Here is a 24,926-nt window from a genome sequence, read left to right as displayed (position 1 = left end):
GATGACATCATTTAGGAACTGAAATGACAAGTATTACACATCACTCATCCTTATTATTTCATTCCATTCAATTTCCGAAACTGGGGCAATTGATAAACGTGGTTGTTTTAATATAGTCATATTTTTCAAAAGTGGGTTTTGTTTTATATTATTTAACGTTACTTGGTTATTTAAAGGTTTCAAAAACTTTACATTCACTAATCCGAACTTGGGATCATTAACATGATAATACTCTTTAAATACTTCAACGATTCCAAGTATTGCTTTCTCTTTACCTGTATGATAAAAAAACGCAAGATCGCTTGCTTTCATAATTTTCATGTAATTTTGAGCTTGATAATTGCGCACACCATCCCACTCAACTACCTGCTCCTTTTCCATTTTTTGCCATGAGTATTCACTTGGCTCTGACTTAAGTAGCCAAAATTGCATTATTTTTTTCTTCTTAAGTAAGCTGGTATATCATAGATATTGCTGCCCCACTTAGCTCCTTCGCTTACCTGTTCAGCTGGTTTTGTTTCCAGTGTTTTGTCTTGTGTACTTTCACTTTGACTATATGGCCACTTAAATTTCTCTTTCTCTGAGTCTTCGCTCTGACTTATAGGTGAAGTTTCTGATTTATTATTGCGACCATCAATGCCAGTTGCAAGAACAGAAACTCTAACTCTTCCCTCCATCGCTTGATCAAAAGTAGCACCAAATATTATATTTGCATTTTCATCTACTTCTTCACGCACTCTATTGGCTGCAGCATCAACTTCAAACAGAGTCATATCTCCGCCACCAGTAATGTTAATTAATATTCCTTGCGCACCTTTCATTGATACATTATCAAGCAATGGATTAGATATTGCAGCCTCTGCAGCACTAATTGCTCTATCTTCTCCTTCTGCCTCTCCGGTGCCGATCATCGCTTTGCCCATCTCGCTCATTACTGTTTCTATATCAGCGAAGTCAAGATTGATAAGCCCTGGCATGACCATCAAGTCAGTTACTCCTCTGATGCCAATGTGCAGAACATTATCAGCAAGTTTAAATGCATCAGAAAATGTAGTTTTTTCATTTGCAATTCTAAATAAATTCTGATTTGGAATGACAATAAGTGTATCCACGTATTTTTGCAGTTCTTCAAGTCCAAGCTCTGCAATGCGCATACGGCGCACACCTTCAAAACCGAACGGTTTAGTTACAACTCCAACAGTCAATATCTTTTTTTCTTTTGGCGCTCTATCCTTAACTGCGGCTCTTGCTTCTCTGGCTGCTTTTGCAATTACCGGTGCTGCACCGGTTCCAGTACCACCGCCCATTCCTGCTGTGATGAAAAGCATATGACTATCTTTTATATGCTCCATAATCTCATCAATTGACTCTTCTGCTGCACCTTTGCCAACATCAGGCAAAGCACCAGCACCAAGCCCCTTAGTTAAATTAATGCCAAGCTGAATTTTTTTATCACATAACGACTTTTCTAGTGCTTGAGCATCGGTATTTGCGACAACAAAATTCACTCCTTGCAAATTAGATTGGATCATGTTATTCACAGCATTTCCACCAGCACCACCCACTCCCACAACGGTAATCCTTGGGTGTAATATAGGCAACTCCGGCAGACTAAGATCAATAGACATTTAAATTACTCAAATTTAGCGAATTCACTTGATAATAAGTTACCGCTTTTTTAATAATATGCAAATACTTTTCACTTCTATAGGCGTAAATAGTAAACGGGATTTACTTATTCTTAACATTTATACTAATAAGTGCCGTTAATTATAATAACTAGATTCTTAGATGACATCACTTAACCGATGCAAAAAATAGAAAACGTTTATAAAAAGGGACAGAAACCTATCCCTTTTTATTTTGTTGAAGATTATTATATTGTCTGATCTTTCCCTTTCAATGCTTCAACTGCAACATCTTTTAATTTTGAGGCAACTTGATATGTTCCATAAACAGCAGCAACTGCAGCAATTGCCATTATGGCACCCGCAACTATCTGACCAGCAACACCTGTTCCGATAAATCCAGGTAATGAAGCAGCTATTGCTTGATTTGTTCCAACAAAGTAACTGGCAGTCTTAGCAAGAAACCCAGAAGCTTCTGCTGCACTAACAAAGCCTGCTTTCATATGCATTGCTGTAAAGACAACACTTGCAACTGCAAGCGGAAATAATGCTGTTCTCCCTTTATTATGCATAGCGTACTGACCAGCTCCACCAGCAGCACCAGGAATTCCCCAGTATTTTTCAGCTTGTATATATCCTTCTGAAATAGCATGAAAAATGCCATCCTCTTTTCTATACTCATAATTTGTTAATGCCATAACTCTACTCCTTAAATAGAATGTTAAAATTTCATTAAGGAAGCATATAGTAAAAAAAATTGCCTGTCAAGTAAACTAATTTTTTAATATACCTTTATTCTGTAATTGAGCGCTTCAGCAATGTGTGCTCTTTTTACTTCTTCACTTTTTGCAAGATCTGCAATAGTTCTTGCAACTTTTAATACGCGTGTGTAGCCTCGATTGGAAATGTAATTTTCTTTCAGTACGTATTTTAGCAATTCTAACCCTGCCTGATCTGGTTCAGTAAATTTATTAAATGCTTCACCGCTTACTTCTGAATTGCAACGAATATTTAATTCACTATAGCGCTCAGTTTGAACTTTTCTTGCTGCTATCACTCTTTCTCTTATAATTTTAGTACTTTCTCCCTCCACAGAGATTTCAGGAGAGAGTATGCTAACGTTTGGCATTTCAATGCATATGTCTATTCTATCAAGCAATGGGCCTGATATTTTGTTTTTGTAATCTGTGCCACACTTTGGAGCTTTGTTGCACGATCTGCTTGCATCACCTAAATAACCGCACCTGCAAGGGTTCATTGCAGCTATCAGTTGAAAATTGGCAGGGTAGGTTATGTGAGCATTTGCCCTTGCAACGGTAACTTTTCTATCTTCAAGTGGTTGGCGCAGAGAATCAAGCACGAGTCTTGGAAATTCAGGTAGCTCATCAAGAAATAACACGCCATTGTGAGCCATGGTAATTTCTCCGGGTTTTGCATTCTTTCCTCCTCCTATCATTGCTGGCATGGAACATGAGTGATGAGGTTCACGAAAGGGGCGAGTTACTTTGAATATTTCATTACCAGTTTTTGTTATGCTGGAAATAATATTAACATCAATCATCTCCTGTTCGGTTAAATCAGGCAGCAATCCTATAAAGCGCTTAGCAAGCATTGATTTTCCAGTACCAGGAGGGCCAACAAGAAGCATATTATGCCCACCTGCTGCTGCAATTTCAGCTGCTCTTTTTGCAACAACTTGGCCTTTAATATCCTTCATATCGGGAACCAATCTTTTTTCTTTGGGTGCATCACTATATTTAAAAATTACTGGCTGAATTAATTGCTCACCCTTAAAGTGTCTGATAATATCAGTTAATTTCTCTATAGCTAGAATTGAAACATTCTTTACCCATGAAGCCTCTACTCCATTTCCCCTTGGGCAAATTACTCCTTTATTTGCCTGTTTTGCATTGATCGCTGTTGGCAGCACTCCTGAAACTGGAATAACTCTGCCATCAAGGGCAAGCTCACCCATAATGATATAAGACTGAACTTTTTCAACTGGTATCACATTCATTACAACAAGTAGTCCAATAGCAATAGCCAAGTCATAATGACTACCTTCTTTCAGTAAATCCGCAGGGGAGAGATTAACTGTAATTCTTTTTGGAGGTAGTAGTAGATTGATTGAATTTAACGCTGCTCTGATGCGTTCTTTGGATTCCGCAACAGTTTTATCTGGCAATCCAACAATATTAAAAGCTGGAATACCATTTGCCATATGAATTTGTGCATTGACATTTACTGTGCTAATTCCCTGAAGCGCAACGGTATTTATATTTGCAATCATAATATATTATATAAAATTGTTAATACAATATATTAAAGAAGCGATGAAGTAAAGGCTACAGCAATTAAAGATGGCTTAACTTAGCAAAAAAGTGTAGTATTCTATCACTTTGCTGATTACAAATGTTTATAAGGATAATCACTTTTTTCTTACTATATTCAAGTACGGCTTTTTGTAGTGATTGTAATTTTAATTTACCATACTGTGGGCTCAGTTGTAATCTAGATCTATCATATAGAAATTTAAGTAATATAAAAAAATTATTGAATAACGACGATAAGTTTGTTGCGCTTACGTTTGATGATGGACCTTCCAACAATAGAATAAACGATATTATTAATGTTCTGGAAAGCTATGAAGCAAAAGCAACATTTTTTGTGCTTGGTGAACGTATAAATGAAAAAACGTCTGAAATAGTAAAGAAAATTCATGAATCAGGTCATGAGTTAGGCAATCACTCTTGGTCGCATAGGAAGTTGACATCACTTTCAAGTGAGGAACAATTGCAAGAATTGGAAAAGACAAATACAGCAATTAAAAATGCAATAAAACAAGATGTAAAATGGTTTCGTCCGCCATATGGATGTTATGACGATAATCTGATTGAAAATACTGATCAATTAAATATGTATTCAATATTATGGACAGTTGATTCGCTAGATTGGCAAGGTGATAAGCCAGAAACTTTAGTTGAAAGAGTTTTAAGTAATGTACATAATGGAGCAGTTATACTGTTTCATGATCACAATAACAGGTCAAACACAATTGAAGCTTTACCTCATATTATTAAAATACTAAAAAAATCAGGTTATAAGTTTGTGACCTTAAGTGAGTGGGAAAAAAGGGTTTGTAATACGGTAAAAGCCAGAAGTGTAACAATAAAAGAGGGGAAAAAAGTGTGTTTTGAAGGAATGTTATGTGGACAAAAAACAAAGTCTTTAACCGCAGAGCATTCATATTAGGTGGTATTCAGCTTACCATTTCTGCGGTTTTTAGTTGCAGGTTATATAATTTACAAATACGAAACAGACAAAAGTACGAAGCACTATCTAATAGTAATAGAATAAGAGTTGCTACTATTATGCCTAAGCGGGGCAAAATTTTAGATAGGAATAGCATTGAACTTGCGGTAAACAAAATTTCGTATGTTGTTTTGTTTGATGGTTCTGGTAAGGAAGTTGATTTGCAGACATTATCAGAAGTCGAGTCTAAAATAGCAAAATCGTCAGAAAAAATAACTGCTCTTTATAAACGTTATTACCCGTTTGGTTCAATGTGTTCTCATGTAATCGGATATACAAAAAGACAGCAAGGCATAAGCGAAGTAGGAATCAGCGGTATTGAATATACATATGATCATATATTGAAAGGCAAGTCAGGAAAATCTGAGCAGGAAATAAATTCTAAAAAACGCGTCATAAAAGAATTATCAAGCATACCACAACAAGACGGACAAGATGTACAACTGACAATTGATATTAATCTGCAAGAGAAAACCGCAGAGGTATTTAAAGATCACCAAGGCTCCGCAGTGGTAATTGATGTAAATAATGGAGAAATTTTAGCATTATATAATTCACCTTCTTACGATAATAATCTTTTTGCTAGCAGGCTATCAAATGAGACTTGGGAGAGCTTGAATGCTCCTTCATTGCCGCTCGTGAATCGTGCGTTATCATATCAAATTCCACCTGGTTCAATATTTAAAGTAATAGTTGCGCTTGCGGGTTTAAAAGACGGGATAATAACACCAGAAGAGAAATTCTCGTGCAAGGGCTATATGAAAATAGGTGAGCGGAAATTTCGTTGTCTGAAAAGCAAAGTCCATGGGTATGTATCTTTAAATGAGGCAATGGCATTATCATGCAACACTTACTTTTATAATATAGGGAAAAAAATAAGTGTAGACTCTCTAGTAGAAATGGCCAGAAAATTTGGTATTGGAAGTGGGCCACTGATTGGAACGTTTAAAGAAGAAGCTCCAGGGTTGTTGCCAGATAGAGATTGGCGTACACGAAAGCTATATTCGCAGTGGTATTTAGGTGACACTATCAACTTAGTTATAGGACAAGGGTATATGCTTACAACACCACTACAGCTTGCAGTTCTTGCAGCGAGGATTGCAACAGGAAAAGAGGTAATTCCCCGCATTAAGATGAATGAAACGATACAAGATTTTCCCGATATTGATGTGGATTGTGAGCATCTTAGCATAGTTCGAAAAGCTATGTTTGATGTGGTGAATTCTAAAACTGGAACCTATAAGAAAGGGCTAAGCGGTATACAAATTGCCGGTAAAACCGGTACACCAGAGATAAACTCTAAGGGTGAAAGTCATAAGTTATTTATCGCTTATGGCCCTTACCATAACCCGCGCTATGCAATCTCTGTGTTTATAGAACACGGCAAAGCCCCACGCCAAGATGTTGCAATTGCTAATGAAATATTTCAGTATATGCTTGAAACTATGAGTATTAAACTTCTTGCATAACCATATAACAAACTTTTATTGGGAATAGAAACGAAAAAACTTACTTGACACCCTTCGCCAGCGCCCTTATCATGATAGTGAAGCTATTGTATTTGCTTTCGCCAATCTGCAGATTAAAAGGTAAGGATTACTTAATGTATCGGCGTCTTATGTTCAATTTTTTGCAGTATATAGATACTGTATGTCTTTACAAAACTTCATCTACATCTAGATTTTTATCTAAATAAGCTGAACGCGCTTATAAAGCGTTACAAGACATCAAAAAATGCCAATACTCGACAGAGATAGTAAAAGACTAGCTAACTCGGGGATTCTTTGTCTTTTTTTCTGCTTAGTAAATTTCTTAAACATTTGCAGCGTAGGTTAGTTGCAATTAAAAGCGGCTGAATCTCGCTTGTCAAGCGTTTAAAACATAAAAAACGCCAATATTTTAAAGCGGATAATAACCACGGGGATTCTTTTGCCTTTTTTTTCATTTGGTAAATTTCTTAATATTTATAGCTAAACAACAACCGTCATCCCGCTACGTGTTAGCGGGATCTATGCTTTGAGATACCGCGAATGAATCGCGGTATGACGGTGTAGATGATGGTTAAGTAATTCGTCATCCCGCTGCTTGTTAGCGGGATCTATGTTAAGGTATAGTAGGGGATCTATGTTAAGAGATACCGCGAATGAATCGCGGTATGACGGTGTAGATGATGGTTAAGTAATTCGTCATCCCGCTGCTTGTTAGCGGGATCTATGTTAAGGTATAGTAGGGGGATCTATGTTAAGAGATACCGCGAATGAATCGCGGTATGACGGTGTAATGATGGTTAAGTAATTCGTCATCCCGCTACGTGTTAGCGGGATCTATGTTAAGAGATACCGCGAATGAATCGCGGTATGACGGTGTAGATGATGGTTAAGTAATTCGTCATCCCGCTGCTTGTTAGCGGGATCTATGTTAAGGTATAGTAGGGGATCTATGTTAAGAGATACCGCGAATGAATCGCGGTATGACGGTGTAATGATGGTTAAGTAATTCGTCATCCCGCTGCTTGTTAGCGGGATCTATGTTAAGGTATAGTAGGGGGATCTATGTTAAGAGATACCGCGAATGAATCGCGGTATGACGGTGTAGATGATGGTTAAGTAATTCGTCATCCCGCTACGTGTTAGCGGGATCTATGCTTTGAGATACCGCGAATGAATCGCGGTATGACGGTGTAGATGATGGTTAAGTAATTCGTCATCCCGCTACGTGTTAGCGGGATCTATGTTAAGAGATACCGCGAATGAATCGCGGTATGACGGTTAAGTAAGGTGTCATTCCAGTGCTCCTTTTTTTGTCATCCCAGCGTCACGCGTTGGTTTCAACATTATATCATGAACTTTCTAAAATTCATTGAACTGTGCTTTCAAACGGTAGTGCCGGGGTGTGAGTATAACGATTATCAGTATATAAAAGTCATAGCAGATAGGCTGGAAGCAGCGAGCGCTGGTGAAGTGAAACGAATAATATTCAATATGCCTCCGCGCTCGATGAAGTCCATGTGCATAAGCGTTGCGTGGCCCGCATGGATACTGGGAAACCAACCAACTGCGAGAATAATAGTTGCAAGTTATTCTCAGCGGCTCAGCGAAAAGCACTCGCTCGACACCAGGTGCGTGATGCAGTCTAGTTGGTATAGAGCGCTATTTCCAGAGATAGAACTATCCAAAGACCAGAATACAAAATATAAATTTCAAACAGTGCAGAGAGGATACAGAATCGCAACATCAGTTGGTGGAACACTAACTGGTGAAGGTGGTGATTTTATCATTGTGGACGATCCGCTCAGTTCTGCTCAAGCTTTGAGTGAAACGCTTAGAAAGCGTGCCACAAACTGGTTTGATCAGACTTTAGTAACCAGGCTGAACGATAGAAAAAAAGGAGTCATCGTTCTTGTAATGCACAGGCTACACCAGGAGGACTTAACTGGACACCTTCTCTCCAAGCCAAAAAACATATGGCATCATATTTGTTTGCCAATGATTTCTGAAAATAAGCAGGTTATTTATTCAATCAAAAAGCCAATGCCTCCCGTTCCTGTCATCCGAGTAGCTCAGCACTGTGCGACCAGGCGATTATATAATAAACCAGCGTCACCTGTAAGGATATTATATTCAAGAGAAGAAGGTCAGTTGCTATATCCCCTCGATGGAGGAAAAGAAGAAGTTGAGATAATAAAAGCTGAACTTGGGAGTTACGCTTTTGCTGCTCAATATCAACAAAACCCTCTGCCGCTTTCAAGTGGTATAATTAAACCAGAGTGGTTGAAACGCTATAAAAAATTTCCTGATAATCTCTCGCATATAACACAAAGTTGGGATACTGCGGTTTCAACAAGTAACATGAGCAACTTTAGTGTCTGCACCACCTGGGCAAAAATAGATAATAAATTCTATTTACTCGACGTATATCGCGCAAAGCTTGAGTATCCAAAGCTTAAAGAACAGGTTTTGTCACTAGCTGCAAGATGGTCACCACACGCAATTTTGATTGAAGCAAAAACGAGTGGTCAGCAATTGGTGCAAGAGCTAAAGACAAACAGTGATTTACCGATTATTGAAATAGTGCCACATGATGACAAGCTCACTCGATTTCATCAAATTGTTCCGATTATAGAGTCTGGCAAGGTTTTTCTGCCACATCAAGCAGTATGGCTGAACGATTTTGAGTATGAGATTTTAATGTTTCCTGAAACGCGCCACGACGACCAAGTGGACAGTACCGTGCAATATTTGCAGTGGGTGAGAAACAGTACCTCCAGGGTTGCAGCTATACGAGCATTGTGATTTGAGTCTACCAGTACTGGGATGACAGCTAGGAGACAACCGTCATCCCGCTGCTTGTTAGCGGGATCTCTTGTTAGCGCCGCGGCGGTATGACGTAGGATTGTTGTCATTCCGCTACTTGTTAGCGGCTGAGATACCGCGGCGGTATGACGGTTCGCGGCAGCATGACAATAAGCTCGTCATTCCGCTACTCGTTAGCGGAATCTATGCTGAGATATCGCGGCGGTATGATGTAGGGAAACCTTTCTTGGGTTAGCTATATCAATAGCATTGCTTTAAAAAGAGTGCCCATATTTTCAGTCAACCTTAAGAATTCACTAAAGATCCTATTCTTTTGTTCATCACTTGCGCTTTTCATTAAAGCCTGGGTTCTTTCTTTTATGCCAAAAAGATATAAAAATTCCCTTTGAGTTAAAATCTCACAATCTACATGCTTTAATGGATCTCTTAACGCTTGAAAGTTCACAAGTGCGGTAATATCACTATTACCAACATTCTCAAGAAAATTAGCATACTTATGTTGTTTTATCGATTGCAAAGTGCTCTTATATGCGGGGTATACATAACCGTAATCTACAATCAAAGCAGCTCCTTTATTATTATATATCTTCTTCTCAAGTTTTTTTAATATTTCAACCCCAACTGAACATATTTCCACCACTGCACCATTAAAAAATTTTCCATTTGTCATCTGAGTAGCTGACACTGGAATCCATGATTCTTTTTTTCTGGATTCCAGTGTCACGCACTGGCATGACACCAAGAGACTGCCATCATCTTGTTTTGTCACCATATTTTCATACCACCCCTCATCATGATATACAAACTGATCTATCGGAAGAGCGTCAAAGAACTCATTTGCTAAAAAAATGGTTGGTTGTTCTGGTAGGTTGTCAATATTTTTGTGCCAATTAATACCTAAACCCTTTAATTTTTCCTTTTGTATCTTCTGTAAAGTAGGGCTTATTTCAACTAAGTGGATCAACATTGAATTAAAAAAGCTGCTGTATTTTTTAGTGACTCTTATTATATCGTGAATGAGTGTTCCTTTGCCTGGCCCAAGTTCAACTAGAGAAAATTTTGATGGCTTTCCTAATTTTTCCCATGTATGCATTATCCAAACTGCAATTACTTCACCAAATAATTGGCTGATCTCAGGTGCGGTAGTAAAATCACCATCCTTACCAAGCGGTAATTTACTTGTATAATAGCCGTATTTTTCATGGTACAAAACGGCATTCATGAAATCACTGATGGATATTGATCCTTGACTTTTGTCAATTAATTCGTGTATATAAGTGAGCATGTTATTAATAAATGTTTAACTATAGCGTGCCATAATATAAAATAGTAGAGTATTTATATATATAGTATAAACTTAAGTTTGTGAGTAATAGTGCTTCAGTTATGGACGACAAAAACACCGATTATGTTGCCCTTATACCTCAAGATGATAGTATTGAATACAAATTTGAAGAAGCTGTCAATTTTATAGAAAACAAGGTTATAAATGCTGATGGGCTAACTTTAGCGGAAGTGTTTCAAGTGCTAGTTCAAATGCTAAATGGTGATCTAGAATTGGTAAAAAAAGTACTAGCATGTGCTAATATTATGGCAAAGCATGGAATGAAGGTAGCAAAAGAGTCGCAATTAAGCAGAGCTGATGTTCGCCGAGCTTTGGAAGGTAGAGAAAGTGTTGTCAATAGACAAGATTTTATAAAGAAACCACCTCTTCCACCTGCTATAAAATCGACCAAAAAGAAAAGTAGAGGTCTTTAGATGGCTGAATCTATAAAAAAATTTACTGTACAATGTGACTTCAAAGGACAAAGTTCACCTTTTGCAATATACATAGGAAATCCAAAAAGTGATGCTCATCCAATTCATCATCAAGATTCCTGGCTTGTAAAAGAACGTGGAGGGAATATTCCTAATAAAGTAAAAGAAAGTCTACAAAAATTATATAAACTATCTCAAGAAAATGGAGTCTCTTTCTCAGAGTTATGCGCGTATGCCATTACTGTGGTTAGTAATAATGATAAAAAAAGTGACGACAAGGAGTAAGATAGTTTAATCCCTCAATATTTCATTTATAGAGATTTTCGATCTCGTCTTTTCATCCACTTTTTTTACTATGACTGCACAATAGGTTGAAATATTATTTTTAGATGGAATAGACCCTGGTACCACTACAGAATAAGGTGGCACTTCGCCGTAAAATACCTTGCTAGTTTCTCTATCAATAATCTTTGTTGATGCCCCAATAAACACGCCTATGCCAAGGACTGATCCTTCTCTCACTACCACACCCTCGGCCACTTCGCTACGTGCTCCAATAAAGCAATTATCTTCTATAATGACAGGTGAAGCTTGAATAGGCTCAAGGACTCCACCTATTCCCACTCCACCGGAAATATGGCAGTTTTTTCCTATTTGCGCACAGCTACCAATCGTTGACCAGGTATCTATCATTGTTCCTGAATCAACATATGCACCAACGTTGATAAAACTTGGCATTAGAACAACATTTGTACCTATATAAGCAGATCGGCGGACAAAACACCCAGGAACTGCTCTAATTTTTAACTGGCGAAATTTCTCCTCATTCCATTCACTAAACTTGTTACCGATCTTATCAAACCAGCAATTGGTATTGTCTATTATTTTGCTTTCTTCAGTGAGAAAATGTAATAATATTGCCTGCTTTATCCACTTATGTACTACCCATTCTCCACTTGATAGCTTTTCTGCTACTCTAATTTTGCCACTATCAAGGAGCTCAATTACCTCTTTAATTGCTATTCTTGCTGTTTTCTTTAGATTACAGTCATTAAATTTTTCTCTATTTTTCCAAATATCTTCTATCTCACTCTGTGCTTTTTTTAGTTGCAAACCTTCCATTTGTTATATATATATTGATATTAAATTTGTAGCTCTGTATCATTTAAGCTTGTTACTACTTTATACGTAAGTACTATGAAAATACAATGTTATAATTGTACTAAGACTTATTTAGTATCTCACGAGCAAATAGGTGCATCTGGAAGAAAGGTAAAATGTACGAACTGCAATCACATATGGTATGAATATCTAGAAGAAGTGTCAAACAAACAGCACTCTGCTAATATACAGGAAAAAAAAGTTAGTGGAAGGAATTTTTTACAAAATCTAGCATTTACCACTCTAGCTTTTGCAACAGCTACAGGGTTATGCGTCGTAATTGCTAACGGCATCTTTCCTAGAGAGATGAACAAAGCATACAAAACGATCAGTTTATACAAGGATTCAATAAGCTATAAATTAGGGTACAAAAAAGAACAAACAGAAAGTCCAAATGTAAAAAAACTTGCTGTAAATAAGTTTTATCAAGACTACCTTTTTTTATCTAATTTAAGATCTAGTTAAATAGGCATACCGATATCAGTATCCAGTTTCTATAGCTACTCAGATGGTGCGCATAGTATTAGGGTGACAGAGTTTTAAAAATAAGTTATTTTTTAGCAAAAAAGGCAGCTCATGAGTATTAAAATTGCACCTTCTATACTTTCAGCAGATTTTGCAAAATTAGGGGAAGAAGTAAGAAAAATTAGCGATTTAGGTGTGGATTACATACACATAGACGTTATGGATGGGAATTTCGTTCCAAATATTACAATTGGTCCTAGCGTTGTTTCTGCAATACGTAAATATAGCAATCTTCCTTTTGATGTGCATTTAATGGTCAAATCTCCTGGTAACCACATTGAAAGCTTTATAAATGCTGGTGCTGATATTATCACTGTACATGCAGAAGCAGAGACACACCTTGAGAGGTTGATAAGAAAGATAAAGTCATACAAAAATGTAAACGACGAAAAAAAACCGATTCAAGTTGGAGTTTCAATTGTTCCTTCAACTTCTCCAAGTGTGCTTGAATATATAATACATGAGCTAGATATTGTGCTGATTATGACAGTCAACCCTGGCTTTGGAGGGCAGGAATTCATTCATTCACAGTTGAACAAGATATCTACTATAAAAAAAATGATACAAGAGCGTAACCTTAAAACACAAATTTCAGTAGATGGTGGAATTAACTTTTTTAACGCAGCTGATATAATAAAAGCAGGTGCAGATATTTTAGTTGCGGGATCGGCGATATTCAAGGCTGAAGATATTAAGAAGGCCATAAACTATCTTAAAAATCCATCGTAGTAATCCTATATAGCTAAAGTGGCTTAGGTTTACCTACAATTTGAAAAACAACAAATTCGTCATTCCGCTACTCGTTAGCGGAATCTATGCTGAGATACCGCGGCGGTATGACGTAGAAAAACCTTTCTTGGGTTGTATCCGTTCAGGCAATGGCGTCAACTTAAGAGCCTCCATTAGCAAACTCTCCTAAAGACATGATGGCGTTTGGGCTTATCTACCTTATCGCGGCTATACAATCGTCCTGGTCGGATTTTAACTTTAGCGCGTATACTTAAAAAGGGCTTGAAAGTTTTTTGGCGCAATAAGTACCTGATAGAGTTTCTGCCTCATTACACCAAATAAAACTGAAAAATTTAAACGATACTCAGCAATTTGATCTGGATTCCAAGGCCCTTGTGCATCACACATATGAAGCGACAATATATTACACATGACTAAGTTTGCCCAAAATTCTTGTAATACAGCCTCTAAATTTACGCCAGAAAAATTCTCTAATTCTGCACCTATTTTGAGTCGTTTATAGCACTCCTCTATATGCCACCTTAACACATAAGCTTTGCTGATATCTTCCAAAGTAAATTTTACTCGGTCAAAAAGTGAAGTAATCAATACCTCTGTTTCTCCGTTGGCTAATGTCAGCACTATAACTCTTACTTTCTGTCCTTTCATTTTATTTTTTAGCTTTTCATTTTCTAATATAAAATCGAAATCTAATTCGCCAGCGTTCCCATAGCTTGCTATAATTTCTTTTTTGCAAGCGAAAAATAAAATCTACTTCCAAATCATAATGCTGCTGAATGAATTTTACTGAAGGATAACCACGATCATAGATAAATAATTTGATTTAATGAACGCATTTGAGTGATAACTTCGGGTAATTGCTCTTCCGCCAACGTTTGTTCACCTATATTCCAAGCCGCAAGACGAGCACTACAAATCAGCGAAGTACACAAATCAACAAACAAAGAAACTCTTGCCAATGGTGGCATTGTGCCTGTTGTTCCATTTGGTTTAAAGCGGCCAAACTCGGATGCAATTTCCTCAGAGCTGGGTAATCTCATACCAGAACCATCTGCTGCAATAAGTCTATAGCCTCTCCAACTCAGGTTCATCCTGATAGGCTGTTTGGATGCTTAAATTCTTGAAAGCCTGTATGGCAAATCTTATATCTTGCTTTAGAAAAAGCTTGCTTTGAGGGTACATGTCAATGGCTCCATAAGTTCACATTCTATTCCCAAACTTTTTTTTAACTAACTTTAAAATCATAGAAAATACTGTCGAAAAAGGAAGTTTTCTTGTTCGTGTAAAACTGTTTTTTCCAACACAATGGATTCTCTGAAAAGCTTTCGAGTATATTATATTTTTAATTTGTAGAATAAAATTTTTTCCTTTTTGCATGTTTCACCTAAAAAGGACACATTTTAAACTTCTTTGTTGAAATAAAATAGAAACAAAAGTGCTGTTTCCTGCGGCTTCTGGATAATTTAATGGTAAAAGTTTTAGAGAGAAATTTTATACACTATCGCTGATATTTTTCCTTAAGTTGACGCCATTGGCTGAACGGATACCTTTTTTTTACTGTTTGAGTATGTAAGGATTATGACGACCTATCCCAAACCTCAACTATATCCTCACTAAACTCTATTATCTTTGTTTTTTTAAACTGATAACAGTTGTTAATGAATTGAATCCCTAAATCTCCTACAAAAGGAGTGGCATCATTGCCTAAAATTTTACCACTGCGGCATATTATCAACCTGTCGATTAAATTACACTTTAATAGTTCTGTGATTAACACTCCTCCACCTTCAACTAATAACCTTGTTATACCGATTTCTGAAACAAGTTTTAATGCCATGTCCTTTAGGCAGGCTTTGCCTGCATCGTTTGAATTGACTTTCAAGTAGTTAATGTTTTTTATTTTTTTCTCTACTTCTTTATTTGTGATGACCCAAGTTATTACTTTGTCTGCAGTCTTTGCAATGTTATGCTCTTCCTTTAATCTCCCTTGACTATCTATAATTAGCCTTATTGGCGATCTACTTCCGAGTCCTGGTAATCTGCAAGTTAAGAGTGGATCATCATTAATAAGAGTATTGCTGCCGATCATAATTACATCATATTTCGTTCTGAGCTCATGCACCCAGTTTCTCGTATTTTCACTTGTTATCCATTTGCTATCGCCTGTAAATGTTGCGATTTTTCCGTCAAGAGTTGTTGCGACTTTGCAAGCTATAAATGGTCTATGTAATTCTTTAGTGGTGAAAAAACCGACATTCAGTTCTTTTGCCTCTTTTTGCATAATACCTTGCTCAACTTCAATTCCTGCTTCTTTCAGAGCTTTCATGCCTCTGCCTGAAACTCTACTATCTGGGTCAATAGTTGCAATTACTACTCTTTTTATGCCAGCTTTTATGATTTTTGCAGTGCAAGGCCCCGTGACTCCGTGATGACAACATGGCTCAAGAGTGATATATATAGTTGCGCCATGAGTTGAATCTTTAGCGTTTTGCAAAGCGACTACCTCCGCATGCGGACGCCCACCAATCCCTGTATATCCCTCACTAACAATTGTACCATCTTTTACAATAACACACCCGACAGCAGGATTTGGTGCAACATTTCCAAGATTTTTTTCTGCAAGCCTTAATGCAATTGACATGAAATGATCATCAGTCATTAGAAAGAAGTCATTTCGTATGAGGTATCAAAAATTCTTCTGTGCTCGTGTATAGCAAATCTATCTGTCATACCTGAGATATAGTCACATATTATTACTGAACGCTGAGATTCACAAGCGAGTTTGCTCCACTCTGTGGGAAGTAATCCTGGGTTTTCATAAAAACATTGAAAGAGTTCCTGTATTATGCGTTTTGCTTTGTTCATCGTTCTACTCAGTTTATAGCTTCTGTATATTTTCTCCATGTTGAATCTTTTCATTTCTTTTGTAGCATTCGCAACTTCTGGTGAAAATGTGACTAGCATTTTATTTAGACTTCTTACGTCTTCTACGCTTTTTATTTTGTGATCTTCAATATTTCTTTCAGTCTGAGAAACAACATCACTTATCATAGTTCCTATAGTTCCACTCAGTGATTCATGTATGAGTTTGCTCTGAGGCAATTCTGAATATCTGCTCCTTATGTCTTTAAACATTTTTTCAATTAAAGGAACATTCAGCAAATCTTCGATGGTTACTAAATTCGCCCTGAGTGCATCATCAAGATCGTGAACACTGTAAGCAATATCATCGGCAATTGAAGCAACTTGCGCTTCAATGCTTGAAAATTCTTCAAGTTTTAGATCATATTTTTTGTTGTATTCTAATAACAGCTGATTATTTGTAGAAGACTCCGCGTTTTGACCAAGCAAGGGACCGTTATGTTTTGCAACTCCTTCAATCACCTCCCAACTTAGATTCATACCATCAAAATCAGCATGTTTTTGTTCGAGGTAAGTTAAAATCCTTATAGCTTGAACATTATGATCAAACTCATACTTCTCGTTATCAAGATTCAAATCTTGAACTGATTTCTTTAGAGCATCTTCACCTGCATGACCAAATGGAGGATGACCAAGATCATGTGCGAGCGCTATGCATTCAGTGATATCCTCATTTAAGCCAAGTCTACGCGCAATGGACCTTGCAATTTGTGCAACTTCAAGGCTATGAGTAAGCCGAGTGCGATAGTAGTCGTGCTCATAATTGATAAAAACTTGTGTTTTGTACTCCAATTTTCTAAACGCATTAGAGTGAATGATACGGTCCCTATCACGCTGAAAGCAGCTGCGATTCTCATCTTCTGGCTCTTTGAAGTATCTCCCTTTTGTTTTGCTTGGAAAACATGCATAATTTAATAGAAAATTATTGTTTGACATGTAAAATTTCTACTATAATAAGTTATCAATAATAAACGGTGGTTACTATGTCAACAAATTACAACATCAACTTAACTGATAATGCACTAAAAAAAATCCACTCTCTTGCAGAGCAGGAAGGGGATAAGAGTTCCATTTTACGGGTTGCAGTTTCAGGTGGTGGATGTTCTGGCTTCAAATACAATTTTCTTATGGATCAAATGAATAAAAATCTATCTTTGGATGATGAAGACGATGATTACGATGATGAGTTTGATGACGAAGACGAAGATGATGACTATGAAGAAAGTGAGGACTATAGAAGCCACTCCAGTTTTAGCGAAAAAGGTAAAGATATAGTAATTAATGATGAAAATGGAAACCCTGTATTAATGGTTGATAATTGTTCAGCAAAATTTTTAAATAACTCAGTTATAGATTATACTGAGGATCTCAGTGGTTCTGGTTTTCAAATAAAGAATGCCTTTGCTAAGTCTCAATGTGGTTGTGGTAACAGTTTTTCGGTTTAATTATTACTAAAACTTAGATGCCTTCTGGATCTTTTAAACATGGGTGGTAATGTAGCACTAGAACTAACTTCCGTAGATAAAAGCTTCAAGAACAATTCTGCTGTTGTAAAGGATATCAACTTAAGTGTCACAAGAGGGCAAGTAGTAGCGCTGATTGGCGATTCAGGTGCAGGGAAAACAACTATATTGCAAATCGCAGGCTTGTTGGACAAGCCAACTTCAGGTATAGTTACGATAGATGGAATAAATTGCACACAAGCCAGTAATAAGCATAAAACTCATGTAAGAAGAAATTTTCTTAGTTTTGTTTATCAATTTCACTATTTGTTACAAGAGTTATCGGTGTTGGAAAATATTATGCTTCCTCAACTCATTGCAGGAAAAAGCAAAGCTGAAGCAAAAAAAAATTCGCAAGCAATGTTGGAAAAATTTGGTCTGGAAAACAAAGCAAGTAGCATGGTATCTGAAGTTTCGGGTGGGGAAAGGCAGAGAGTTGCAATTGCAAGAAGCATTGTAAATTCTCCAAAGCTTTTACTTGCAGATGAGCCAACAGGAAATTTAGATCCAACAAATTCTTTTAAGGTGTTTTTACTGCTACATTCATACGTAAAGGAAAATAACAGCTCTATGCTTATAGTAACACACAATCATCTCCTTGCAGAAAAGGCAGACTGCATTTTCCAATTGAGAGATCGATCATTAGTGAAGTTGTGAATAGGAAAAATAGCACAATTTCTATGCCCTATACTTATCTAACCAATGATCATTAACAGAGTACAACTCGCATGAAATGCTTTCATTGCTTTTTATACACGGACTTTTTAACTTACGCTGTTTACTTAGGGAACACCCCGATAACATAAACACAGCTAAAACAAGAAATAATAGCTTTTTAAACATAACAAAACCTTTTCATTTATATTACTACACTCATTTCTCTTGTTTGTAAAGATTAGGCATATTCTTTTACCCTTACCTCTTTTTTGACCTTTTGAGAAGAAATAGTTGCACTATTCAAGCGCAGTTTTATATAATTGTCCACGATTTGAGTCACTTCCTCTTCTTTATCCTTTAGAAAGTGATTAGTATCATCTATTATATAGTATTTCATGTGATCACTTCTTACTGAATTTATCAACCTTTTTGCTAATTCTGTTACATCGCTTTCTTCTGAGATTGTATCATTACTGCTTTGTATTATAAGCCCAGAAACTGGACAGGGAGAAAGAAAAGAAAAATCGTACTTAGTTACCGGAAGAGAAAGAGCAATAAAACCCACTATCTCAGGGCGGCGCATTGTTAGCTGCATAGCCACCCATGCTCCAAAAGAAAAACCAGCGATCCAAATTGGAACATTGCTAGGATTATGTTCCTGAAGCCAATCAATGGCTACCGCAGCGTCAGTTAATTCTCCTATACCCTTATCAAAAGTTCCGGTAGATTTTCCCACACCACGAAAGTTAATTTTCAATGCAGAAAAATTGTTATCGATAAAAGACGTATATGTACTATGTACAATTTTACTATCCATATTACCACCATATTGAGGATGATGATGTAAAACCAGCACAACCGGCGCGTTGGCATCTTTGCTTTGGTGGTATTCACCTTCTATCTTTCTTGTTGCATTATTTAAAAAAACTTCAACCATGGTAACTCCTAATAAGAACCCGCTTGACAGGTATTGATGACGTGAGTTATTAATTATGTATTAATTTCGCTGTTTTTGCAATAAATTTTTTATCGTGTTAAAGCTAACGTACATAGTTATGGCTATAGTTGATGGTAAACTTATTTAAGTGACAGATGAGTCCATTCTCTTTAGAAAATAGTGGTTGCGTATATGCTGATTACAATGCAACTGCTCCAATTAGTGAAAATGTAAAAAAAAGTATATTTGAGGTCTTGTTAAAACAAACGCTCAATCCATCATCACTACATAAAAGAGGACAAGAAGCGAGGAAGATTCTTCAGGATGCAAGAGATAACGTACGTGGTGCTATTGGCGTCTCAAGTGATAAAGAAATAGTTTTTACGTCTGGTGCAACTGAAGCGAATAACCTTGTTATGAGAGGAATAGCAGGCTACCTGCATATAATTTCAGCTATAGAGCATCCTTCAATTCTTAATTCTGCATGTAATCCATATATAATACCTGTTAATCAGGAGGGCATTGTTGACTTTTTAGAGCTAGAAAAAATTCTAAGCGAACTTAAAGGAAACAAAGCAATAGTTTCAGTTATGATGGCAAATAACGAAACCGGAGTTATTCAACCTATTGAGGAAATGGCTAAAATAGTACACAAGTTTGGAGCAATTTGCCACACTGACACTGCTCAAAGTGTTGGGAAAATTAAAGTTAATATGGAAGATTTAGGAGTGGATTTACTCACTTTATCCGCCCATAAATTTGGCGGTGTAGCAGGCAGTGGAGTTTTAATATTCAATAAAGAACTTGCGATAGAACCTATTATAATAGGTGGTGGACAAGAGAAGGGATTTCGTGGTGGTACGGAAAATATTGTTGCGATTGCAGGCCTTTCTGCTGCACTGCAAAATATTCCAGACCTTCTATCAAAAATGGATGAAGTAAAGGAGCTACGTGATCAATTAGAGTGTGAATTATTAAATCTTGCCAGTGACATAAGAATCTTCGGTAAAAACTCTAAGAGGCTGCCAAACACAAGTTTTATTTATATGCCAGGAGTAAAGAGTGATGTGCAGCTTATGCATTTTGACTTGAATCATATTGCAGTTAGTAATGGCTCCGCATGTTCTTCTGGAAAAGTTGAGCCTTCCCATGTTTTGCTTGCAATGGGGGCAACAAAAGAGCAAGCAGAGTGTTCAATTAGAATCAGTATAGGTCCAGAAACTAAACCACAAGACATAAAAAAAATAGTGGATTGTTGGTATAATATCTACAAGCAGAACACCTTGGTATAGATAATACGTGGTATCATGCAGGCACTGGCCGAGCATTAGATGTAAAAAATTACTTTACAACCCCGCGGTATCTCTAGATCCCGCTAACAAGCAGCGGGATGACGGTTGTTAGGCTAGCTGTCATCCAAGTAGCTGACACTGGTTCCTTTATGACGGCAGTGCCCCTATGGTGTCATTCCAGTGTCCTGACTACTTGGATCTAGCAAGCTTTGCTTGCAAATAAGTCTAATACGTGTCGCGTTTTATGCCAAAACACAATTGGAGTTACATGCAAAATAGATCCCAGACTGGGATGACAAAAAAAGAGCACTGGAATGACACCATTTGCTGTGCAATTTACCTTCAAAAATGAATGTTCGTACAGCTATGGATTCATTCGCGGTATCTCACCATAGATCCCGCTGACAAGCAGCGGTATGACGGTTATCAGTAAACATGAATTACTTTAGCTATGCAATCAGGCTTCCTAAAAACACTTTGTAGCCAATCAATTCTTGAGTATAAAAAGAATTCCTTTAATAATAAGGTATGCTAATCAGGAATTTAATAAAACAAGCAACTCAAGTAGGAAGCAGTGAAAATGCAATACGGTATGTCGAATATCTCTATCAATTTGAGAAGTTTAGAAACACATTAAACCTCACTTTATCACTAATAAAGCAAAACAGGCTCTCATTTGAAATATACCAAGAGGGATTAGTGGATATGGAAGAGGGAGTGTGTAAGACAATCAGGTCTTCCAGTGTAAATAGATATGTTATTGTACTGAGGAAGTCAAACCCATACATTATAGTGCATGAACTTTCACACATGGTTGAAAATGAACTGAACTTAAATTTGGAGCAGGAATTCCTCCATAAAGTTTACCAGGATATTGAGCAGAACCTAAAGCAAGCAAATATTCTTGTGCAGAAAATTATCGGCCAAGTTATATTTAAGGAGATACAGGCTTATCAAACTGCAAAATCACGTGCATCTGAATTATTTGCACGCTATTTTGAGCTATTTGCTTGGGCGCAGGAGGTTTACCCTAAAGATAAAGAATACTTAATCCGCACTCAAGACTTAAACAAAGTGTTCCTTGCTACTGGCCAATGGAAAAAGAGCTACCTTGATTCACAAATGATGGAGAGAATAGATAAGGAAATCAAGGAATACAGCAATAAAACTGCCACTAAAGACGTAACCAAAGTGCAAAGCAGTTGGACTAATAAATTTTCTCCTGGGGGCAAAAAAATTAGCTCTATATTTGGAGATGATGATTAGCTTATAGTGCAGGTTTTCCTACGTCATGCCGCCGCGAACCGTCATACCGCGATTCATTCTTTTGGTGTACGAACATTGCAATTTGCAGGTAATTTGAGTAGTAGATGGTGTCATTCCAGTGCTTGACACTGGAATCCAGGAATTTGGATTGGGCACTAAGTTGGTGAGCATAAAAGTGGCTGATCTTATGTTAAAACACAACGTTCTTGATGAGATTACGGCAAGGCTGGATTCCAGTGTCAAGCACTGGAATGACACCATTTGCTGTGCAGTTTACCTTTAAGAATGAATGTTCGTACAGTTGTGCGCGGTATCTCATCAGCTAACACGTAGCGGAATGACGGTTGTCGGTAAATCTTTTAGCTATAGAAGTTAACTTTGCAGTTAACTTCTACAGCGTTTCAAAGTATAGTTTTGGTAATACAGTAACTAAATATACATGAAAACCATTTTAGCTGTTGAAACAAGCTGCGACGAAACTGCAGTAGCGATTGTAAATAGTGACAAGCAAGTCCTTGCTCACAAGATTCTTTCTCAAGTAGAACACAAAAAACGCGGTGGGGTGATTCCTGAGATAGCTTCACGTGCTCATATGGAACATTTAAGTGGCCTGATAAAAAGCGCTGTAAAAAAATCTAACCTTAACTTTTGTGACCTCAATGCAATTGCAGCAACATCAGGACCAGGACTCATAGGTGGATTAATAGTTGGTACAATGATGGCTAAAGCAATTGCGCATGTAGCACAAAAACCGTTCATTGCAGTGAATCACTTAGAAGCGCATGCATTGGTTATTAGGTTACTGCATGAGGTAAAATTTCCATTTTTAGTCCTATTAATATCAGGTGGTCACTGTCAATTTTTAATTGCACAGGATGTAGGCAAATACGTTAAACTTGGAGAAACGCTTGATGACTCGCTGGGTGAAGCGTTCGATAAAGTTGCTAAGATGCTGGGTTTAAGCTACCCAGGAGGCCCATTAATTGAAAAGTTGGCTAAAAAAGGCAATGGCACAAGATTCAAACTGCCAAGGGCAATGATAAAACGTTCTGGATGTAACTTTTCGTTTTCTGGAATTAAAACAGCAGTAAAAAACTTAGTGCAAGAACTGAAAATGAGCGAGCAAGATGTGTGTGATGTATGTGCTTCGTTTCAAGAGTGTATTAGTGACATACTGCTGGACAGGGTTAGTAATGCGATTATTATAGCCGAATCTTTAAATATCAAAATCAATGACTTTGTGATTACCGGCGGAGTTGCAGCAAATAATTTCTTGAGAGAAAAATTAAAGCAACACATAAACTTAAACATATTTTTTCCTCCCAACAACCTATGTACAGATAATGCAATAATGGTTGGATGGGCAGGAATTGAAATGTTACAGAAAAGCTATATAGATTCTCTCAATTTTGCACCAAGACCTAAGTGGGAGTTAGAGAGTTATTAAAAGCTCTCAATTCTGAATTATAGCTAAAGTGACTTAGGTTCTCTAATTGCACATAAGTCAACAATAATTTTCACACAAATCAAAACAGCATATCTTCTCCATAATCCTTGGTAATTTTACATAAGTTAAAAGTAGCATATGGTTCTCTCCGCGGTCTGAGATGACAATAAATTTGTCAAGCCGCATTATACTTGTTAGGCGGAAGTGGACGGCAACATATTTACCACGAAGTCTAACTAAGTTCTTGCTTGTCCCTTCCATCGGCATTGCTATCTTTATTTTCAATAAAATTATTGTCCTATGCTCTTTTGATGTTTATTGATAATAAAATTCTGTTTTATCAACCAACATCCTATGCATAATTACAGCTAATTTTCTTGCTACTGCTACAATTGCTTTTTTCATTCCTTTTTTCTTCGCAACCACAGTTTTTTAATTTAAATGTCCTCTTGGTAACTGTAAGCATTGTTTGTGCAGCTTCATATAACATACTTCTACATTCCGCTGGTCCCATCTTTGATATGCTGCCATGCCGATCAACTTCTCCAGAAGAATATTGCCTTGGTGTCAACCCTATATATGCTCCAACTGTATCAGATTTCTCAAACCTATGTGGGTTATCAATTGCAGCTTTATACGTCATTGCTACTATAATCCCCACTCCTGGAACAGTAGTTAACAATTTACAATCATCGTCTTTTTCACCTTGTTCTGAAAGCATTTTGTCAAGCTTTCTTAATGACTTTTCTATTGCTTCCAAACTACAAACTAACGCTTCAATTGAACTCCTACTGATTTCATCCAAATTATTTATTGCCTCTTGTATTCTTAAAGCGAAAGTTTCAAATTTTGATCCTTTACCGACCATGTATCTTCAACAACCCTCTTATTGTTCCAATAACCTGCTGTTTGCTACACATTAGCTGTCTTCTGCTTCCAAGCGCTATTTTAATTTGACAACTGATTTTACTAACACTTCTCATCATCTGCGCTATACCCCTCGCATCGTTTTTATCATTCTTATTGATTCTTGCAGACAACGCTGCTGCCATATGCCTTGCATCTACACAAATTACTGGTAATCCAAAACTCCTTAACTCTTTGCACATTGATATTGACAACTATCCACTTTCTATTCCTATGGGTTCGTATTTTTTGCCTTGGCTAATCTGCTATTGCCTTACTTTCGCTTGCAACAACTTCTTCCTTAACAACTTTTCCTTTCTCATCAACGATACTTATAAAAGTTTCTTTTAATGAGATCGCTATAATATTTCATGACCTACTGTAAAAGTTTAAATTATTTTTGAAGAACCAATTCATTGAATTTGTTACTTCGTGCTAAAATAATGGAGTATGTCTCTCCATCATTCAATAGCAATTACAGTATGTTTAGCTATAATTTGAAAAACAAAAATTCGTCATTCTGCTACTAGTTAGCGGGATCTAGAGGTAC

23 protein-coding genes and 1 pseudogene are annotated in these 24,926 nt (G+C 37.0%); 12 read left to right on the top strand and 12 right to left on the bottom strand.

Annotated features, from left to right (window positions below):
- Positions 1 to 33: 33 nt before the first annotated feature.
- From ABWU55_RS03755 to ABWU55_RS03740, 4 genes are all read right to left on the bottom strand, one after another.
- Positions 34 to 432 carry an EVE domain-containing protein gene (locus ABWU55_RS03755; RefSeq protein ID WP_007549395.1) on the bottom strand — a complete coding sequence of 133 codons (399 nt, stop codon included), beginning with the start codon at positions 430 to 432 and terminating at the stop codon, positions 34 to 36.
- A complete protein-coding gene (ftsZ, locus tag ABWU55_RS03750; protein ID WP_010962790.1) occupies positions 432 to 1,628 on the bottom strand; it encodes a cell division protein FtsZ in 1,197 nt (398 codons plus the stop codon). The genes ABWU55_RS03755 and ftsZ overlap by 1 nt, the downstream gene beginning before the upstream one ends.
- 248 nt (positions 1,629 to 1,876) lie before the next feature.
- Positions 1,877 to 2,326, bottom strand: a complete 450-nt coding sequence (locus tag ABWU55_RS03745) for a hypothetical protein (RefSeq protein WP_264329516.1) — start codon at positions 2,324 to 2,326, stop codon at positions 1,877 to 1,879.
- A gap of 83 nt (positions 2,327 to 2,409) precedes the next feature.
- Entirely contained in the window at positions 2,410 to 3,918 is a 1,509-nt protein-coding gene (locus tag ABWU55_RS03740; RefSeq protein ID WP_095742738.1) for a YifB family Mg chelatase-like AAA ATPase, read from the bottom strand.
- Between the two features lie 122 nt (positions 3,919 to 4,040).
- Between ABWU55_RS03740 and ABWU55_RS03735 the strand changes: the two genes are divergently transcribed.
- From ABWU55_RS03735 to terL, 3 genes are all read left to right on the top strand, one after another.
- Positions 4,041 to 4,880: a polysaccharide deacetylase family protein gene (locus ABWU55_RS03735; RefSeq protein WP_065106681.1), complete on the top strand. Its 840-nt coding sequence runs from the start codon at positions 4,041 to 4,043 to the stop codon at positions 4,878 to 4,880.
- Positions 4,835 to 6,409 (top strand): penicillin-binding transpeptidase domain-containing protein, encoded by a 1,575-nt coding sequence (locus ABWU55_RS03730; protein WP_006280388.1) that lies wholly within the window; start codon positions 4,835 to 4,837, stop codon positions 6,407 to 6,409. The genes ABWU55_RS03735 and ABWU55_RS03730 overlap by 46 nt, the downstream gene beginning before the upstream one ends.
- A 1,371-nt stretch (positions 6,410 to 7,780) precedes the next feature.
- Positions 7,781 to 9,232: a phage terminase large subunit gene (gene terL, locus ABWU55_RS03725; RefSeq protein ID WP_265023704.1), complete on the top strand. Its 1,452-nt coding sequence runs from the start codon at positions 7,781 to 7,783 to the stop codon at positions 9,230 to 9,232.
- A gap of 256 nt (positions 9,233 to 9,488) precedes the next feature.
- Here terL and ABWU55_RS03720 read toward each other — a convergent pair whose 3' ends face one another.
- Positions 9,489 to 10,538: a class I SAM-dependent methyltransferase gene (locus ABWU55_RS03720; protein ID WP_209473138.1), complete on the bottom strand. Its 1,050-nt coding sequence runs from the start codon at positions 10,536 to 10,538 to the stop codon at positions 9,489 to 9,491.
- Between the two features lie 101 nt (positions 10,539 to 10,639).
- On the opposite strand from ABWU55_RS03720, the gene ABWU55_RS03715 reads away from it, so the two are divergent.
- The gene (locus tag ABWU55_RS03715; protein ID WP_022626336.1) at positions 10,640 to 11,011 is read left to right on the top strand and encodes a hypothetical protein; all 372 of its coding nucleotides are present in this window, start codon (positions 10,640 to 10,642) and stop codon (positions 11,009 to 11,011) included.
- Positions 11,012 to 11,296, top strand: a complete 285-nt coding sequence (locus tag ABWU55_RS03710; RefSeq protein WP_010962783.1) for a DUF2610 domain-containing protein — start codon at positions 11,012 to 11,014, stop codon at positions 11,294 to 11,296.
- Positions 11,297 to 11,302: 6 nt separating this feature from the next.
- Here ABWU55_RS03710 and dapD read toward each other — a convergent pair whose 3' ends face one another.
- Positions 11,303 to 12,133, bottom strand: a complete 831-nt coding sequence (gene dapD, locus ABWU55_RS03705) for a 2,3,4,5-tetrahydropyridine-2,6-dicarboxylate N-succinyltransferase (RefSeq protein WP_353286544.1) — start codon at positions 12,131 to 12,133, stop codon at positions 11,303 to 11,305.
- Between the two features lie 75 nt (positions 12,134 to 12,208).
- Here dapD and ABWU55_RS03700 point away from each other — a divergent pair, with 75 nt between their 5' ends.
- Entirely contained in the window at positions 12,209 to 12,637 is a 429-nt protein-coding gene (locus tag ABWU55_RS03700; protein WP_155968292.1) for an MJ0042-type zinc finger domain-containing protein, read from the top strand.
- A 111-nt stretch (positions 12,638 to 12,748) separates the two neighbouring features.
- The gene (gene rpe, locus ABWU55_RS03695; protein WP_038198978.1) at positions 12,749 to 13,426 is read left to right on the top strand and encodes a ribulose-phosphate 3-epimerase; all 678 of its coding nucleotides are present in this window, start codon (positions 12,749 to 12,751) and stop codon (positions 13,424 to 13,426) included.
- A gap of 173 nt (positions 13,427 to 13,599) precedes the next feature.
- On the opposite strand, the pseudogene ABWU55_RS03690 reads toward rpe, so the two are convergent.
- From ABWU55_RS03690 to ABWU55_RS03680, 3 genes and pseudogenes are all read right to left on the bottom strand, one after another.
- Positions 13,600 to 14,824, bottom strand: a pseudogene (locus ABWU55_RS03690) (IS4 family transposase).
- 199 nt (positions 14,825 to 15,023) lie between these two features.
- Positions 15,024 to 16,106, bottom strand: coding sequence for a bifunctional diaminohydroxyphosphoribosylaminopyrimidine deaminase/5-amino-6-(5-phosphoribosylamino)uracil reductase RibD (gene ribD / locus ABWU55_RS03685; protein WP_353286543.1), 1,083 nt, complete (start codon positions 16,104 to 16,106; stop codon positions 15,024 to 15,026).
- Positions 16,106 to 17,305, bottom strand: coding sequence for a deoxyguanosinetriphosphate triphosphohydrolase (locus ABWU55_RS03680; protein ID WP_070356885.1), 1,200 nt, complete (start codon positions 17,303 to 17,305; stop codon positions 16,106 to 16,108). The genes ribD and ABWU55_RS03680 overlap by 1 nt, the downstream gene beginning before the upstream one ends.
- Before the next feature lie 47 nt (positions 17,306 to 17,352).
- Here ABWU55_RS03680 and ABWU55_RS03675 point away from each other — a divergent pair, with 47 nt between their 5' ends.
- Together ABWU55_RS03675 and ABWU55_RS03670 are read left to right on the top strand one after the other, a co-directional pair.
- Positions 17,353 to 17,814: a HesB/IscA family protein gene (locus tag ABWU55_RS03675; RefSeq protein ID WP_010081891.1), complete on the top strand. Its 462-nt coding sequence runs from the start codon at positions 17,353 to 17,355 to the stop codon at positions 17,812 to 17,814.
- A gap of 39 nt (positions 17,815 to 17,853) precedes the next feature.
- Entirely contained in the window at positions 17,854 to 18,528 is a 675-nt protein-coding gene (locus tag ABWU55_RS03670; RefSeq protein ID WP_007549198.1) for an ABC transporter ATP-binding protein, read from the top strand.
- 238 nt (positions 18,529 to 18,766) lie between these two features.
- Here ABWU55_RS03670 and ABWU55_RS03660 read toward each other — a convergent pair whose 3' ends face one another.
- Positions 18,767 to 19,465 (bottom strand): alpha/beta hydrolase, encoded by a 699-nt coding sequence (locus ABWU55_RS03660; protein ID WP_209473125.1) that lies wholly within the window; start codon positions 19,463 to 19,465, stop codon positions 18,767 to 18,769.
- 155 nt (positions 19,466 to 19,620) lie between these two features.
- On the opposite strand from ABWU55_RS03660, the gene ABWU55_RS03655 reads away from it, so the two are divergent.
- The 3 genes from ABWU55_RS03655 (at position 19,621) to tsaD (ending at position 23,470) form a co-directional block, all read left to right on the top strand.
- Positions 19,621 to 20,757 (top strand): cysteine desulfurase family protein, encoded by a 1,137-nt coding sequence (locus tag ABWU55_RS03655; RefSeq protein ID WP_353286541.1) that lies wholly within the window; start codon positions 19,621 to 19,623, stop codon positions 20,755 to 20,757.
- 528 nt (positions 20,758 to 21,285) lie between these two features.
- Positions 21,286 to 22,023: a hypothetical protein gene (locus ABWU55_RS03650; protein ID WP_012673220.1), complete on the top strand. Its 738-nt coding sequence runs from the start codon at positions 21,286 to 21,288 to the stop codon at positions 22,021 to 22,023.
- A gap of 439 nt (positions 22,024 to 22,462) precedes the next feature.
- Positions 22,463 to 23,470: a tRNA (adenosine(37)-N6)-threonylcarbamoyltransferase complex transferase subunit TsaD gene (tsaD, locus tag ABWU55_RS03645; protein WP_209473117.1), complete on the top strand. Its 1,008-nt coding sequence runs from the start codon at positions 22,463 to 22,465 to the stop codon at positions 23,468 to 23,470.
- A 352-nt stretch (positions 23,471 to 23,822) separates the two neighbouring features.
- On the opposite strand, the gene ABWU55_RS03640 is transcribed toward tsaD, so the two are convergent.
- Together ABWU55_RS03640 and ABWU55_RS03635 are read right to left on the bottom strand one after the other, a co-directional pair.
- Positions 23,823 to 24,338: a transposase gene (locus ABWU55_RS03640; protein ID WP_353286540.1), complete on the bottom strand. Its 516-nt coding sequence runs from the start codon at positions 24,336 to 24,338 to the stop codon at positions 23,823 to 23,825.
- On the bottom strand, positions 24,328 to 24,579 hold the full coding sequence (locus tag ABWU55_RS03635; protein WP_010081945.1) for a hypothetical protein: 252 nt from the start codon (positions 24,577 to 24,579) through the stop codon (positions 24,328 to 24,330). The genes ABWU55_RS03640 and ABWU55_RS03635 overlap by 11 nt, the downstream gene beginning before the upstream one ends.
- Between the last annotated feature and the right edge of the window lie 347 nt (positions 24,580 to 24,926).

The organism is Wolbachia endosymbiont (group A) of Crataerina pallida, assembly GCF_964028475.1.
GTDB classification, from domain to species: domain Bacteria; phylum Pseudomonadota; class Alphaproteobacteria; order Rickettsiales; family Anaplasmataceae; genus Wolbachia; species Wolbachia pipientis.
This window is presented reverse-complemented; position numbering and strand designations above follow the sequence as displayed.

Coding starts and splice junctions, on each gene's coding strand:
- ABWU55_RS03660 (WP_209473125.1), bottom strand. CDS start 19,465: ATGGTTGAAGTTTTTTTAAATAATGCAACAAGAAAGATAGAAGGTGAA.
- ABWU55_RS03735 (WP_065106681.1), top strand. CDS start 4,041: ATGTTTATAAGGATAATCACTTTTTTCTTACTATATTCAAGTACGGCT.
- ribD (WP_353286543.1), bottom strand. CDS start 16,106: ATGACTGATGATCATTTCATGTCAATTGCATTAAGGCTTGCAGAAAAA.
- terL (WP_265023704.1), top strand. CDS start 7,781: ATGAACTTTCTAAAATTCATTGAACTGTGCTTTCAAACGGTAGTGCCG.
- ABWU55_RS03730 (WP_006280388.1), top strand. CDS start 4,835: ATGTGGACAAAAAACAAAGTCTTTAACCGCAGAGCATTCATATTAGGT.
- ABWU55_RS03635 (WP_010081945.1), bottom strand. CDS start 24,579: ATGTGCAAAGAGTTAAGGAGTTTTGGATTACCAGTAATTTGTGTAGAT.
- ABWU55_RS03715 (WP_022626336.1), top strand. CDS start 10,640: ATGGACGACAAAAACACCGATTATGTTGCCCTTATACCTCAAGATGAT.
- dapD (WP_353286544.1), bottom strand. CDS start 12,133: ATGGAAGGTTTGCAACTAAAAAAAGCACAGAGTGAGATAGAAGATATT.
- ABWU55_RS03740 (WP_095742738.1), bottom strand. CDS start 3,918: ATGATTGCAAATATAAATACCGTTGCGCTTCAGGGAATTAGCACAGTA.
- ABWU55_RS03720 (WP_209473138.1), bottom strand. CDS start 10,538: ATGCTCACTTATATACACGAATTAATTGACAAAAGTCAAGGATCAATA.
- rpe (WP_038198978.1), top strand. CDS start 12,749: ATGAGTATTAAAATTGCACCTTCTATACTTTCAGCAGATTTTGCAAAA.
- ABWU55_RS03755 (WP_007549395.1), bottom strand. CDS start 432: ATGCAATTTTGGCTACTTAAGTCAGAGCCAAGTGAATACTCATGGCAA.
- ABWU55_RS03655 (WP_353286541.1), top strand. CDS start 19,621: ATGAGTCCATTCTCTTTAGAAAATAGTGGTTGCGTATATGCTGATTAC.
- ABWU55_RS03710 (WP_010962783.1), top strand. CDS start 11,012: ATGGCTGAATCTATAAAAAAATTTACTGTACAATGTGACTTCAAAGGA.
- ABWU55_RS03680 (WP_070356885.1), bottom strand. CDS start 17,305: ATGTCAAACAATAATTTTCTATTAAATTATGCATGTTTTCCAAGCAAA.
- ABWU55_RS03640 (WP_353286540.1), bottom strand. CDS start 24,338: ATGGTCGGTAAAGGATCAAAATTTGAAACTTTCGCTTTAAGAATACAA.
- ABWU55_RS03675 (WP_010081891.1), top strand. CDS start 17,353: ATGTCAACAAATTACAACATCAACTTAACTGATAATGCACTAAAAAAA.
- ABWU55_RS03670 (WP_007549198.1), top strand. CDS start 17,854: ATGGGTGGTAATGTAGCACTAGAACTAACTTCCGTAGATAAAAGCTTC.
- tsaD (WP_209473117.1), top strand. CDS start 22,463: ATGAAAACCATTTTAGCTGTTGAAACAAGCTGCGACGAAACTGCAGTA.
- ABWU55_RS03650 (WP_012673220.1), top strand. CDS start 21,286: ATGCTAATCAGGAATTTAATAAAACAAGCAACTCAAGTAGGAAGCAGT.
- ABWU55_RS03745 (WP_264329516.1), bottom strand. CDS start 2,326: ATGGCATTAACAAATTATGAGTATAGAAAAGAGGATGGCATTTTTCAT.
- ftsZ (WP_010962790.1), bottom strand. CDS start 1,628: ATGTCTATTGATCTTAGTCTGCCGGAGTTGCCTATATTACACCCAAGG.
- ABWU55_RS03700 (WP_155968292.1), top strand. CDS start 12,209: ATGAAAATACAATGTTATAATTGTACTAAGACTTATTTAGTATCTCAC.